The organism is Streptomyces sp. A012304 (assembly GCF_026008495.1).
Classification (GTDB): domain Bacteria; phylum Actinomycetota; class Actinomycetes; order Streptomycetales; family Streptomycetaceae; genus Streptomyces.
The window spans coordinates 182,182-194,919 of the sequence record NZ_BQUN01000068.1; the positions used below are offsets into that span (position 1 = coordinate 182,182).

Sequence of the window (12,738 nt, forward strand, 5' to 3'; positions counted from 1 at the left end):
GGACTGCCGCCCGGACGGGTTCTCATCGCCTCCGCCGAGCGAAGGCCGCCTGAGGGCTCAGATGCCGGGGCCGGTGACGTAGGTGAAGCCGCCGACCTCGGTGTCCGATCCCGAGGGGTTGGTCACCACCACGTCGACCGCGCCCGCGGTGCCGGGTGGGGTGACCGCCGACAGCGTGGTGGTGTTGATCACCGAGAACGGCGCGGGGTTGCCGTCGAAGGTGACCGACTCCGTGCTGTCGAGGTTGGTGCCGGTGATGGTCACCGCGGTCCCACCCGAGGTGCCGCCCGTGTTGGGGCTGATGGTCCCGATCGTCGGGTCCTCGACGTAGGTGTACGACAGGCCGTTGTTGGTGCCGCCGGCCGTGGTCACGCTGACCCCCACCGGCCCGGCCGCGAGACCCGCCGGAACCGTGACCGTGAGCTGGCTGTCACTGACCACGGTGGGGGTGGCGGTCACCCCGCCGAAGGACACGCTGGTGGCCGTCTGCAGACCGGTGCCGTTGACGGTGACGACGTTGCCGCCGGCCAGCGGTCCGGACGTGGTCCCCAGGGAGCCCTTGAAGGGGGCGCCGACGTAGAAGAACGACACCGGGTTGCTGGTTCCGCCGGGCGTGGTCACGGTGACACCGACCGTGCCGGTACCCGACGGGGAGACGGCGGTCACCTGGGTCGGCGAGACCTGGGTGATGTTCGTGGCGGACTTGGTGCCGAACTTCACGGCGCTGGTGTTGGACAGGTTCGTCCCCGTGATGGTCACCAGCGTCCCGCCGCCGGTGGAACCCTGATTCGGAGAAATGGGCATGAGGCACTCCTCGCTGGTTTGCTGGTTGAGGGAGACGTGCGAGGAACCGGCGAGGGGAACCCGGCCATCGGCTGCCACGCTCAGGAGGACCAGCCCTGCCGCGGGCAGGTCTGCTCTCTTCCGGGCCGTACGGGCGCAGTCGGTGTCACCGGGCACGAGGCGCACGAGGAGACATCCGCTTTCGCGCACAGGGCGCGAGACGCGAGGCACAGCGGCCTTCGGCATCCCTTTGGGCAAAGAGAAAACCGGCAAACGCTGCCTGTCTCAACGATCCCCCGGCACGGGGATGGGCAGCCCGCCGGTTCGCACTTTCAGTGACTCACACGTCCGAACGGGTGACAAGAGGGCGTCAACTCATGTCACCCATAAGGGGGAATGGTCGAGCGCGTGTTCCCCAGGTCGTGGGTGTGGGAGTCGATGCGGCGGTGTGGCGGCCTGCGATGTGGCGCGGAGAGGCGAGTGGCGCGGAGAGGTGGTGTGGCGGCGTGGCGGGGCTTATCGGGCCGGGTGTCGTCGACGGCAGTGTGCGCCTGCTCGCCGGAAAAACGGGTCGGCCGGCCGGGAAACGGGTCGGTGGGCCTGAAAAAGGGTGTGGCGGGAGAATTCCGATTCCCTGACGCGGTTTCATGCCGCAGTTACCGTTCCGCCGCACCGCGTAGGTGATTCGTCTCCGCGGAAACGTCGTCGGCGCCACCGCCTTTGCCGGGCCTTTCGGTCCCGGGCCTTTCGGCGGCTGTGAAGGGGGTATGACCTGGGCGGCCGTTTCAGCCGGTGCCGCGAACGGCACCGGCTGAACGGGATCCATTTCCCCACCGGGGGTGCCCATCGCGGTATGCCGGAAGGACCGCCCGGACTCTTCCGGAAAGAGCCGCGGGTGGATCCGGCTGCCACATCCCCCGGCGAGGACGGGCGGCCCACCGGTCGGATCCGTTCCAGTTATTCATTGCGGCTATGCCAGCGGCAAGGGGCTTCGGGGCAACTCACACGAACGGCCCAGCGCGCATTTCGCGCCCCCCACGGCGGGCGGCGTCAATTCCAAGGGGAGGACGGCGCGTTGGGAAGCGCGTCCGTCCGGCCTGCTTCAAGAGGCGACCGCCCCTCCGGGACCGGCCGGGGCCCTGTCCTCACTCGTCCAGATCCCACTGGGTGCGCACGGTCGACGGCCGTGATCACAGTGGACTGCCGAGGACCGACCAGAGAAACGAGGAAGAACCAGTGCTGACGGTGAAGAATGCGCGCGGCCTGGCCTTGGCCGCATTGCTGGGAACGTCCGTGTCGGTCATCGCCACGCCGGCCGCCGCCGAAACCCTGACCTCAGGCGGAACGGCGGTGGTCCCGTGCGGAGACGTCGCCAAGCTGACCGAGCGGATCGAGCAGGCCAACACCCTCGGCGTCGGAGTGATCGTGCTCGCGCCCGGCTGCACCTACACGCTCACGGCTCCGTCCGCCGAGCTCGTCGGCGTCAACGGCGCCAACGGACTTCCCGCCATCACCTCGAGACTGTCCATCATCGGCCGCGGCGCCACCATCACCCGGTCCTCGCTCACGCCCTTCCGCATCGCCGAAGTCGCCGCCCAGGGGTCCCTCGTCCTCTCAGGGGTCACCGTGTCGGGCGGCAGCGCCACCGCGGCCGTCGGCACTCCCGGCGGCGGAATCCTGAACCAGGGAACCCTCACGGTGGTCAACTCCCGCATCATCGGCAACGCCGCCTCGGGCGCGGGAGGCGGCGTCGCGGTGACGGCCGGTGCCCGCGCACAACTGGTCAACAGCACCGTGTCGCAGAACACCGGCTCCGACGGCGGCGGCCTCCACGTCGGCGACTCCGGCCGGCTGACCGTCAGCTCCGCATCCGTCGTGGACAACACCGCGACCGCCACCGGCGGGGGACTGGCCACCTTCGGCACCACGGTGATCAACAGATCGAGGGTTCGTGACAACACCGCCGTCGGTTTCGAGGGCGGCGGCATCTACACGGCGACCGGCACCCTGACCGTCAACGCCGGCCGCATCGAGGACAACGACGCCGGCTCGTACGGCGGTGGCATCGCGAACTGGGGCAGCACCGTGTACCTGCGGGCCTCCCTGCTGGACGAGAACACCGCCACGGAAGACGGCGGTGGCCTGTACAACAACAGCGGCACGTCCCGCCTGATCAGCAGTCGCGTCACCGACAACACGGCGGAGAACGGCCAGGGAGGCGGCGTGTTCGTCGCGGGCGGCTCGGTCACCCTGACGGCCGCCCTCGTCGCAGGCAACGATCCCGACCAGTGCGCCCCGGCCGGCAGCGTCCTCGGCTGCTCCTGAGCCCCGGCGACCGCCGTCAGAGGATGGCCACGGGTGCCACCGGAGCACCCGTGGCGCCGACGAAGGGTTCGGGCATCGCCGACAGCAGGAACGCGTAGCGGCCCTCTTCTCCACAGGCTGTGGACAAACCTTCGAGATTCCAGTTCTGGCCTTGCAGCATCCCCATCTCCACCAGGTCGAGCGCATGCACGGGCAGCCACAGATCGTCGATCTCGGGCGGGAAGATCTCGAACGTCAGTGTGTCGTTGGCGACCGCCGCCACATCGCGCGCGTGGAACCACTCGGGCGTGCGCACCGACAGCCCCGGCGAGGGATGCGCGTAGCCGTGCTTGTCCCCGGCCAGGAAGACCCGCATCTGCCCGGTCCGTACGAGCACGATGTCGCCGGCCCGAACCCGGGTGCCCGCCAGGTCCTCCGCCGCCCGCAGGTCCTCCGGGGTGATGGCGTGCCCGCCGGGCAGCCGGTCGACGCCACGCGCGCGTGCCACGTCCAGCAGGACCCCGCGCGAGACGATGTGGCGCGCCTTGTCGATGCCGCTGAACTCGGCGCCGCCGTACGCGGTGACGGTGGCGGCCGGGCGGCCGTTGTAGATCCGGCCCGAGTGCGAGACATGGGTCAGCGCGTCCCAGTGGGTGGCCGCCTGAAGGCCCATCGTCACCGCGTCGTCGCTGCACGCCACCGTGCCCGGGCCGAAGATCTCCTGGTTGATCTGCACCATCGTGTGCAGGGGATTGACCCGCCCCGGGATCATCCCGGTCTGCACGCCGTCCTCCCGCAGCGGGAGCGCGAGCGGCACGCGGCGGCCGGTGCGGACCTCGGCGGCCGCCCGCCGCACCACCTCGTCGGTGATCAGGTTGAGGGTGCCGATCTCGTCGTCGGCGCCCCAGCGGCCCCAGTTGTTGACGCGCGCGGCGATGGCGTGGAACGCCTCCGGCAGTGCCATCCGGTGCCTCCCCGGGGCTTGTCTCCGACCGTCTGACGGGACATAAAATCTAACGGTCCGTCAGAAACTGCGGGAAGGGGCCGGGCATGGGGAACTTCTTGGCGGGCAGGACCGTCGCCGTGACGGGCGCGGGACGGGGCATCGGCCGGGCGGTGGCACTGGCGGCGGCGGCCGAGGGCGCGCGGGTCGTCGTCAACGACTACGGCGTCTCGGTCGACGGCGCCTCACCCACCAGCGAGGTCGCCGAGGCCGTCGTCAAGGAGATCGAGGCGGCCGGCGGCGAGGCCGTCGCGGTCGCCGACGACATCTCCACGATGGCGGGCGGGCAACGGGTCGTCGACACGGCCGTGTCGACGTACGGGCGGCTCGACGGGGTCGTGTGCGTGGCCGGGATCCTGCGCGAGCGGATGCTGTTCAACATGTCCGAGGAGGAGTGGGACCCCGTCGTCGCCACCCATCTGAAGGGCACGTTCACGGTGTTCCGGGCGGCGTCCGCCGTGATGCGCGCCCAGCGGTCCGGCACGCTGATCGGCTTCACCAGCGGCAACCACCAGGGGTCGGTGTCGCAGGCCAACTACAGCGCGGCCAAGGGCGGGATCATCTCGCTGGTGCGCAGCGCGGCGCTCGGGCTGCACAAGTACGGGGTGACGGCCAACGCGGTGGCGCCGGTCGCGCGGACCCGGATGTCGGCGGGCGTGCCGATGGAGCTGGCGGAGATCGGGGAGCCGGAGGACGTCGCCGCCATGGTGACTTTCCTTTTGTCGGACCGGTCGCGGGAGCTGGGGATAACCGGGCAGGTCTACACGGTCGCCGGTGCCAAGATCGCGGTGTGGGCACAGCCGCGGGAACTGCGCTCGGCTTACGCGGAGGGCGGTTCCTGGACGCCGGAACGGATCGCGGAGTTCCTGCCGGGGTCGGTCGGGGTGGATCCGATGCCGATGCTGGAGCGGCTGGAGGAGATGGCGAGGGCGGCGGCGCGGCAGAAGCAGGGGCAGGCGCAGGGATAGGCGCAGGGGCGCCGACGTGAGGAGTCACCGTGGATTTCGGGTTCACCGAGGACGACGAGGCGTTCCGGGTCGAGGCCCGGGACTGGCTCGCCGCTCATGTCCCGCACGCCACCGACCGCCGTGGCTGGGAGCGCACGCTCGGTGCCGCCGGGTGGATCGGGATCGGCTGGGGTGAGGGCGGATACGGCAACCGGGTCGCCGGGCTCACGCGGCAGGTGGTGTGGGCCGAGGAGTACGCGCGGTCGGGGGCGTCGGCGCGGTCCGGGCACATCGGGGAGAACCTGCTGGCGCCCACTCTCCTCGCGCACGGCACGCCGGAGCAGAAGGCGCGTTTCCTGCCGCCGGTCGCGGCCGGCGCCGAGCTGTGGTGCCAGGGCTACAGCGAACCCGGCGCCGGATCCGACCTCGCGGGGGTCCGGACGAGAGCCGAGCGGACCCCGGACGGGACGGCGTACCGGGTCAGCGGGCAGAAGATCTGGACGTCGCTGGCCCATGAGGCCGACTGGTGCTTCGTGCTGGCGCGCACCGATTCCGCGTCGACGCGTCATCGCGGGCTGAGTTTCCTGCTCGTGCCGATGGACCAGCCGGGGCGGATCGAGGTGCGGCCGATCCGGCAGATGACCGGCACGAGCGACTTCAACGAGGTCTTCTTCGACGGGGCGCACGCGCGCGCGGAGCACGTCGTCGGGGGCGAGGGCGACGGCTGGCGGGTCGCGATGAGCCTGCTCGGCTTCGAGCGCGGGGTGTCCACGCTGGCCCAGCAGATCGGGTTCGCCGAGGAACTGGGGCGCGTGGTCCGCACGGCCGTCGAGACGGGCGCCGCCGACGATCCCGTCGTACGGGACCGGCTCGTGGCGCTGTGGGCCGAGCTGCGGGCGATGCGCTGGAACGCGCTGCGGACGCTCGGCGGTTCGGGCGGTCCGGGCGCGCCCAGCGTGGCGAAGCTGCTGTGGGCGGGCTGGCATCAGCGGCTCGGGGAGCTGGCGGTGCAGGTGCGCGGCGCGGCGGCGGGGGTGGGGCCGTCGGACTGGTCGCCCTCGGTGCCGTACGCGCTCGACGAGGCGCAGCGGTTGTTCCTGTTCTCACGGGCCGACACCATCTACGGCGGCTCGGACCAGATCCAGCGCACGATCATCGCCGAGCGGGTGCTCGGCCTGCCCGGACAGCCCAAGGGACGGTGAGGGACGCGATGCGTGGCGTGGTGTTCGACGGGGAGCGGGCCGAGGTCGTGGACGATCTCGCGGTGCGGGATCCGGGGCCGGGCGAGGTGCTCGTCGCGGTGGCGGCGGCCGGGCTCTGCCACAGCGACCTGTCGGTGGTCGACGGGACGATCCCGTTCCCGGCGCCGGTGGTGCTCGGGCACGAGGGGGCGGGCGTGGTGGAGGCGGTGGGCGCCGGGGTCACCCACGTCCGGCCGGGGGACCACGTCGCCCTGTCCACGCTCGCCAACTGCGGCGCGTGCGCCGACTGCGACCGGGGACGGCCGACGATGTGCCGGCGGGCCATCGGGCGGCCGGGCAGACCGTTCACGCGCGTGGGGCGGCCGGTGTACCAGTTCGCGTCCAATTCGGCCTTCGCGGATCGGACGGTCGTCAAGGCCGTGCAGGCCGTGCGGATCCCCGACGACGTTCCGCTGCCGTCGGCCGCGTTGATCGGGTGCGGGGTGCTGACCGGCGTCGGCGCGGTGCTCAACCGCGCGCGGGTGGGGCACGGGGAGAGCGTCGTCGTCATCGGGACGGGCGGGATCGGGCTGAACGTGATCCAGGGGGCGCGGATCGCGGGGGCCCTGCGGATCGTCGCCGTCGACGCGAATCCGGCGAAGGAGGCGATGGCACGGCGGTTCGGCGCGACGGACTTCCTGACCTCGACGGACGGCGTGCGCGAGCTGCTGCCGACCGGCGCCGACCACGTCTTCGAGTGTGTCGGACGGGTGGAGCTGATCCGGGCCGCGGTCGACCTGCTCGACCGGCACGGGCAGGCCGTGCTGCTCGGGGTGCCGCCCGCGACCGCCGAGGCGTCGTTCCTGGTGTCCTCGCTCTACCTGGACAAGTCGATCCTCGGCTGCCGCTACGGCTCCTCCAGACCCCAGCGGGACATCGCCCGGTACGCCGAGCTGTACCGGGCCGGACGGCTGCTGCTGGACGAGCTGGTGACGCAGACGTACCCCGTCGAGGACTTCGCGAAGGCGGCGGCGGACGCGGAGGCGGGCCGGGTCGCGCGGGCCGTGCTGACCTTCTAGGCCCTGTCGTCCGGATCAGCCCCGCGACGTCGGGATGACCCGGACGACAGGGCCTGGCCCCGCGCCTTCGACCGGGTGGTGGGTGAGGGGTCAGCGCAGGGCGCCGACGCCGCCGGGGCTCTCGTCGGCTCCCGTCGCGCCGCTCGCGGTGCGGAAGGTGCGGCGATATGCCGTCGGAGTGACCCCGAGGGCCGCCTGGAGGTGCTGGCGCATCGACTGGGCCGTGCCGAAACCGGCGTCGCGGGCGACCTGGTCGACGGACAGGTCGGTGGACTCCAGCAGGTGCCGGGCCCGTTCGACGCGCTGCTGGGTGAGCCACTGGCCGGGGCTGAGGCCGACCTCCTCGCGGAAGCGGCGGGTGAAGGTCCGTACCGACATGGACTCCTGGGCGGCCATGTCCCGCAGCTGGATCGGCTCGTGGAGCCGGCCGAGCGCCCACGCGCGCGCGGTGGTGGTGCCGGCCTGCTGCGGGTCGGGCACCGGCCGTTCGATGTACTGCGCCTGCCCGCCGTCGCGGTGCGGCGGTACGACCGTGCGGCGGGCGACCTCGTTGGCGACGGCGGTGCCGTGGTCGCGGCGGACCATGTGCAGGCACAGGTCGAGTCCGGCGGCGACGCCCGCCGAGGTGAGCACGTCGCCGTCGTCGATGAAGAGGACGTCCGGATCGACGTCGATCTGCGGGAAGAGCCGCTGGAGGCGGTCGGAGTCGGCCCAGTGCGTGGTCGCCGGGCGGCCGTCGAGGTAGCCGGCGGCGGCGAGGACGTACACGCCGGTGCAGATGGAGGCGAGGCGGGTGCCGGGGCGGATGTGCGCGAGGGCGGCGGCCAGGTCCTCGGTCAGCACGCCCTGCTCGAAGACCGGGCCCAGCTCGTACGAGGCCGGGACGATCACGGTGTCGGCGGTGGCGAGGGCCTCCGGGCCGTGGGCGACCTGGATCGCGAAGTCGGCGTCGGTCTCCACGGGGCCCGGCGGGCGGACGGAACAGGTGACGACCTCGTACAGGCGCCGTCCGTCGGGGCCCTTGGGGCGGCCGAAGATGCGGTGCGGGATGCCCAGCTCGAAGGGGAGCAGGCCGTCGAGGGCGAGCACCACCACGCGGTGCGGGCGGAAGTCCGAGATGCCTGAGGCCGATTCCATGGCCCGATCCTAGCGAACACTGTCCTTCGGGCCACTCGATGGCCGTGATCCGGTATCCGAAGCTCTATGACGTGACACAGACAACGGAAGCCACCACAGTCGTCCCCGAGCGGCGGCGGAGCCGCGTCCACCGCGCCTGGTTCGTCGCCGCCGTCACCTTCGTCACGATCATCGGCGCGGCGGCCTTCCGCTCCCTGCCGGGCCTGCTCATCGACCCGCTGCGCGCGGATTTCGGCTGGTCGCGCGGCACGATCGGCGCCGCCGTCTCGATCAACCTGGCGCTGTACGGCCTCACCGCGCCCTTCGCCGCCGCGCTGATGGACCGCTTCGGCATCCGCCGGGTGGTGGCCGTCGCGCTGACCGTGATCGCGGTCGGTTCAGCACTGACGGTGTGGATGACGGCGCCCTGGCAGCTGTGGCTGTGCTGGGGGCTGCTGGTCGGTCTGGGCTCGGGCTCGATGGCGCTGGCGTTCGCGGCGACGGTCACCAACCGCTGGTTCACCGAGCGGCGCGGCCTGGTCAGCGGCATCCTCACCGCCGCCTCCGCCTCCGGGCAGCTGATCTTCCTGCCGCTGCTGTCCTGGATGGTCACGCGCTACGACTGGCGTCCGGCGGCGGTGACGGTGGCCCTGGCGGCCCTGGCCGTGGTGCCCTTCGTGTGGCTGCTGCTGCGCGACCACCCGGCGGACGTGGGTCTGAAGCCGTACGGCGCGCGGGAGTTCGTCCCCAAGCCGCCGCCGGTGACGGGCGCCGCGCGCAGGGCCGTCACGGTCCTCCTCTCCGCGATGCGCACCGGCCCCTTCTGGCTGCTGGCCGGCACCTTCGCGATCTGCGGGGCGTCGACGAACGGCCTGATCCAGACGCACTTCGTGCCCGCCGCGCACGACCACGGCATGCCCATCACGGCGGCGGCCTCCCTGCTCGCGGTCATCGGCGTGTTCGACGTGGTCGGCACGATCGCCTCCGGCTGGTTCACCGACCGCTTCGAACCGCGCCGCCTGCTGGCGGTCTACTACGCCCTGCGCGGCGTCTCCCTGCTCTTCCTGCCGATGCTGCTGGCGCCCACGGTCCACCCGCCGATGCTCTTCTTCATCGTCTTCTACGGCCTCGACTGGGTCGCCACCGTGCCGCCCACCCTGGCCCTGTGCCGCGAGCAGTACGGCGAGGACAGCGCCATCGTCTTCGGCTGGGTCCTCGCCTCCCACCAGGTCGGCGCGGCCCTGGTCGCCTTCCTCGGCGGCGTCGCCCGCGACGTCTTCGGCTCCTACGACGTCGTCTGGTACGCGTCGGGCGCGCTGTGCGCGGCGGCGGCCCTGATGGCCCTGGTGATCCGCCGGAGGCCGACGGGTGCGGTGCCGGTGGTGGCGTAGGGATGGTGGCGGCCTGCCCGCGATAGGCGGCAGGGTCCACAGGGCATCGGCACCCCTAGAGGAACCGTCCCTTGTGGAACAGCAGCGGTGCCGTGTCCTCCCGGTGGGTGCCGAGGGCGGTCACGTGGCCGACGACGATCAGGTGGTCGCCGCCCGGGTGGACCGCGTGGATCGTGCAGTCGATCCAGGCGAGGGTGTCCGCGAGGCGGGGGGCGCCGGATGCGGGGGCGGGGTCGTAGGGCACGCCCGCGAACTTGTCGGCGCCGCTCACCGCGAAGGCGCGGCAGAGGGCGCCCTGGTCGGCGGCGAGGACGTTGACGCAGAAGGCGCCCGCGCGGGCGATGCGGGGCCAGGTCGTGGACGTGCGGCCGACCATGAAGGCGACCAGGGGTGGGTCGAGGGAGAGGGAGGTGAAGGACTGGCAGGCGAAGCCGGCGGGGCCCGCCTCGCCGTCGGCGGCGGGGGCGGTGACGACGGTCACGCCCGTCGCGAAGTTCCCCAGCACGCGCCGGAATGCGCCCTGGTCGACCGGTGCCCGCTCGTCGTCGCGGACACATCGCAGCTCGGGGCGGGGGAGCGGCTCCACCGGCCCCGCCCGGAGATAGCGCACGGCGGCGGCCGCCATGCCCGCGTGTCCCATCATGCCCCCATTGAAGCTGACGGTGCGTCAGATAGGAAGGGGTGGGGTGACGGCCGGCGGGTCAACTGCGCTGTCGGCGTGGCCTCTTGCTGGGCGTCACTCGGCCGCCGGCGAGTGGAGGCTCGACGGGCGGCCGGCCGCCCTGCGCGATCAGGTCATCGCCGCCGTGGCGGCCGAGACCCACGCCACTCCCACCCGGGTCGCGCTCGCCTGGCTCCTCGGCCGCTCGCCGGTCGTCCTGCTGTAGGGCATTGCGTACGCTGCCCCGCATGGGGTGGGGAGAGGTCCGAAGCGGGGCCGGGCGGTACCGGGCCGGCGCCGAGGTGAACGTGAACGTGGCCGCGGCGGCGGGGGCGGCGCAACTGCCGGCGGTCTTTCTGCTGTGGTGGGCGCACGCGCTGGCCACCGACCCGTACGGCGTCGGCTACGGCGGTGCCTTCGGGCTCGCCTGCCTGGCCGTCCTCGCGCCCGCGTACCTGCCGCTGCTCGGGCTGCTGCACGCGTGCGCGCAGACGGTTCCGGGGGCTCTCCTGGGCGGGCCGGCGTTCCGGCGGCTTCCCTGGCCGCGGTGGGTCCGGCAGTTGGTGGGCGCCGGGATCGTCGGTCTGCTGTGGGCCGCGGTGGGGGCGGTGCTGTGGGGCTGGCCGTACGTCACCGCCGCGCTCGTCCTCGTCGGCCTCGGGGTGCTGCCCGTCCTCGCGGTGGCGTACGCGCGCGTGCGGGCCGTCGGGAGCCTGTGGGGCATCTGGTGGCGCGCGGGCGTGGCCTCCGTCGCCCTGTTCGTCTTCGCCTTCGTCGGCAGTCTGCTGGCCAGTGTCACCGGGCTCGTCGAGGAGTACGAGGCTCCCGAGCTGTCGGCCGCCGAGCTCGCCGGCGTCTGGCGCGGGGACGACGGGGAGGTGCTGGAACTGCGACCGGGCGGCCGGGCCACGCTGACCGGGATGCCGGTTCGGGCCGGCTTCGAGGCGGAGGCCGACTTCGAGGTGTGCGCGGGCGGCGGGACCTGGTCCCTGCGCGGGGAGAGCGAATACGGCACGCGGGACGCCGTCGCCGTACGCCTCGAGACCGGTAGCGGCACCGGGAGCGGGTGCGGGGAGGAGACGCTCTGGACGCTCGCGGGGACCGAGGCGGACCCCGAGCTGTTCGTGATCTTCGGTGATCCCGACGCGGGGGAGGTGCGGGTCCTGACACGGGACTCCTGAACCTGGGCGGCCCTCGGCGGTTCCCGGTGCGGGGGCTCACCGGCCCCGGAAGCGTGGTTCCCGGCGTTCCGTGAAGCTCGCCACGCCCTCCCGGGCGTCCGTCGTCGTCATGTTGATCTCCTGGGCGGCGGCCTCGGCCGCGAAGGCGCCGGCGCGGTCGGTGTCGAGGGAGGCGTTGACGAGCTGCTTGGTGAGGGTGAGGGCGCGGGTGGGGCCGCAGGCGAGGCGTGCCGCCCAGGCGCGGGCGGTCTTGTCCAGTTCCCCGTCCGGGACGACCCGGTTGACCAGGCCGAGGCGTTCGGCGTCGGCCGCGCCGAGGGCGTCGCCGAAGAACATCAGTTCCTTGGCGCGCTGCGGGCCGATCAGACGGGGGAGGAGGTAGGCGCCGCCGGCGTCGGGGACCAGGCCCCGGCGCACGAACACCTCGATGAACCGGGCCGATTCGGCGGCCAGGACCAGGTCGCAGGCGAGGGCGAGATGCGCGCCGAGGCCGGCCGCCGTGCCGTTCACCGCCGCGACCACGGGCTTTTCGCAGTCCAGGACGGCGGCGATCAGACGCTGGGCGCCGAGGCGGAGGGTGCGGGCCACGTCACCGGCGATCCGCTCGCCCGCCGGAGGCCCGCCGCGCAGGTCCGCGCCCGCGCAGAAGCCGCGCCCGGTCCCGGTGAGGACGACCGCCCGCACGTCCGGGTCGGCCGAGGCCCCGGCGAGCAGGTCGATCAGCTTCTCGCGCAGGCCGGGCGTGAGCGCGTTGAGGGCCTCGGGGCGGTCCAGGGTGATGTGGGTGACGTGCTGGTCGGTCGTGGTCCGGATCCACGGGTCGGGCATGGTCGGGCTCCGTTCTGATTCCGGCGCGGTCCAGCCAAGCGCGGGCGGGCCTGCCCTTCCGTCGGTTGCCGGGCCTTCCGCTCCTCGGCCGGTTCGTCCCCCCGGCCGCTGCCGCCCCGCCTGCTTCTTCTCGTGTCCGCCGTGCGTGGTCCGGCGCTCCCGCCGGGCGCGCCGGCCTCTTTCGTCCCGCTCTCCGCCATGAGGTGATCCCCGGCCGGTACGGCGGCCTCCGCGAACCCCTCACGGCACACCGCCGGCGCGTCC

At 72.8% G+C, this 12,738-nt stretch carries 12 protein-coding genes; 7 read left to right on the plus strand and 5 right to left on the minus strand.

The genetic code is table 11. The annotated features are described in order from the left end of the window. Nucleotides 1-57: 57 nt before the first annotated feature. Nucleotides 58-804, minus strand: a complete 747-nt coding sequence (locus ALMP_RS15980) for an IPT/TIG domain-containing protein (RefSeq protein WP_264928492.1) — start codon at nucleotides 802-804, stop codon at nucleotides 58-60. A gap of 1,215 nt (nucleotides 805-2,019) precedes the next feature. On the opposite strand from ALMP_RS15980, the gene ALMP_RS15985 reads away from it, so the two are divergent. After that, nucleotides 2,020-3,108, plus strand: a complete 1,089-nt coding sequence (locus ALMP_RS15985) for a right-handed parallel beta-helix repeat-containing protein (RefSeq protein ID WP_264928494.1) — start codon at nucleotides 2,020-2,022, stop codon at nucleotides 3,106-3,108. Nucleotides 3,109-3,124: 16 nt separating this feature from the next. On the opposite strand, the gene ALMP_RS15990 is transcribed toward ALMP_RS15985, so the two are convergent. Beyond that, nucleotides 3,125-4,051: a cyclase family protein gene (locus tag ALMP_RS15990; protein WP_264928495.1), complete on the minus strand. Its 927-nt coding sequence runs from the start codon at nucleotides 4,049-4,051 to the stop codon at nucleotides 3,125-3,127. Nucleotides 4,052-4,137: 86 nt separating this feature from the next. Here ALMP_RS15990 and ALMP_RS15995 point away from each other — a divergent pair, with 86 nt between their 5' ends. The 3 genes from ALMP_RS15995 to ALMP_RS16005 are packed head-to-tail and all read left to right on the plus strand — an operon-like array spanning nucleotide 4,138 to nucleotide 7,297. Next, nucleotides 4,138-5,058 carry an SDR family oxidoreductase gene (locus tag ALMP_RS15995; protein ID WP_264928497.1) on the plus strand — a complete coding sequence of 307 codons (921 nt, stop codon included), beginning with the start codon at nucleotides 4,138-4,140 and terminating at the stop codon, nucleotides 5,056-5,058. A gap of 29 nt (nucleotides 5,059-5,087) precedes the next feature. Continuing rightward, nucleotides 5,088-6,239, plus strand: a complete 1,152-nt coding sequence (locus ALMP_RS16000; protein WP_264928499.1) for an acyl-CoA dehydrogenase family protein — start codon at nucleotides 5,088-5,090, stop codon at nucleotides 6,237-6,239. Between the two features lie 8 nt (nucleotides 6,240-6,247). Next, nucleotides 6,248-7,297: a Zn-dependent alcohol dehydrogenase gene (locus ALMP_RS16005; RefSeq protein WP_264928500.1), complete on the plus strand. Its 1,050-nt coding sequence runs from the start codon at nucleotides 6,248-6,250 to the stop codon at nucleotides 7,295-7,297. A 90-nt stretch (nucleotides 7,298-7,387) separates the two neighbouring features. Here the strand turns inward: ALMP_RS16005 and ALMP_RS16010 are convergent, their stop codons facing one another. Further along, the gene (locus ALMP_RS16010) at nucleotides 7,388-8,434 is read right to left on the minus strand and encodes a GlxA family transcriptional regulator (protein ID WP_264928501.1); all 1,047 of its coding nucleotides are present in this window, start codon (nucleotides 8,432-8,434) and stop codon (nucleotides 7,388-7,390) included. A 71-nt stretch (nucleotides 8,435-8,505) separates the two neighbouring features. On the opposite strand from ALMP_RS16010, the gene ALMP_RS16015 reads away from it, so the two are divergent. Then, the gene (locus tag ALMP_RS16015; protein ID WP_264928503.1) at nucleotides 8,506-9,804 is read left to right on the plus strand and encodes an MFS transporter; all 1,299 of its coding nucleotides are present in this window, start codon (nucleotides 8,506-8,508) and stop codon (nucleotides 9,802-9,804) included. A 55-nt stretch (nucleotides 9,805-9,859) separates the two neighbouring features. On the opposite strand, the gene ALMP_RS16020 is transcribed toward ALMP_RS16015, so the two are convergent. After that, a complete protein-coding gene (locus ALMP_RS16020) occupies nucleotides 9,860-10,444 on the minus strand; it encodes a flavin reductase family protein (protein ID WP_264928660.1) in 585 nt (194 codons plus the stop codon). A gap of 46 nt (nucleotides 10,445-10,490) precedes the next feature. On the opposite strand from ALMP_RS16020, the gene ALMP_RS44390 reads away from it, so the two are divergent. Beyond that, complete coding sequence (locus tag ALMP_RS44390) at nucleotides 10,491-10,691, plus strand: hypothetical protein (RefSeq protein WP_375803490.1); 201 nt, start codon at nucleotides 10,491-10,493, stop codon at nucleotides 10,689-10,691. A gap of 22 nt (nucleotides 10,692-10,713) precedes the next feature. Next, entirely contained in the window at nucleotides 10,714-11,646 is a 933-nt protein-coding gene (locus ALMP_RS16030; protein WP_264928505.1) for a hypothetical protein, read from the plus strand. A 36-nt stretch (nucleotides 11,647-11,682) separates the two neighbouring features. Here the strand turns inward: ALMP_RS16030 and ALMP_RS16035 are convergent, their stop codons facing one another. Further along, on the minus strand, nucleotides 11,683-12,474 hold the full coding sequence (locus ALMP_RS16035) for an enoyl-CoA hydratase/isomerase family protein (protein ID WP_264928507.1): 792 nt from the start codon (nucleotides 12,472-12,474) through the stop codon (nucleotides 11,683-11,685). Between the last annotated feature and the right edge of the window lie 264 nt (nucleotides 12,475-12,738).

What these genes read in the sequence shown, in the direction of transcription:
- ALMP_RS15995 (WP_264928497.1), top strand. Translation starts at nt 4,138, where the DNA reads ATGGGGAACTTCTTGGCGGGCAGGACCGTCGCCGTGACGGGCGCGGGA.
- ALMP_RS16035 (WP_264928507.1), bottom strand. Translation starts at nt 12,474, where the DNA reads ATGCCCGACCCGTGGATCCGGACCACGACCGACCAGCACGTCACCCAC.
- ALMP_RS16005 (WP_264928500.1), top strand. Translation starts at nt 6,248, where the DNA reads ATGCGTGGCGTGGTGTTCGACGGGGAGCGGGCCGAGGTCGTGGACGAT.
- ALMP_RS16010 (WP_264928501.1), bottom strand. Translation starts at nt 8,434, where the DNA reads ATGGAATCGGCCTCAGGCATCTCGGACTTCCGCCCGCACCGCGTGGTG.
- ALMP_RS15990 (WP_264928495.1), bottom strand. Translation starts at nt 4,051, where the DNA reads ATGGCACTGCCGGAGGCGTTCCACGCCATCGCCGCGCGCGTCAACAAC.
- ALMP_RS16030 (WP_264928505.1), top strand. Translation starts at nt 10,714, where the DNA reads ATGGGGTGGGGAGAGGTCCGAAGCGGGGCCGGGCGGTACCGGGCCGGC.
- ALMP_RS16020 (WP_264928660.1), bottom strand. Translation starts at nt 10,444, where the DNA reads ATGGGACACGCGGGCATGGCGGCCGCCGCCGTGCGCTATCTCCGGGCG.
- ALMP_RS15980 (WP_264928492.1), bottom strand. Translation starts at nt 804, where the DNA reads ATGCCCATTTCTCCGAATCAGGGTTCCACCGGCGGCGGGACGCTGGTG.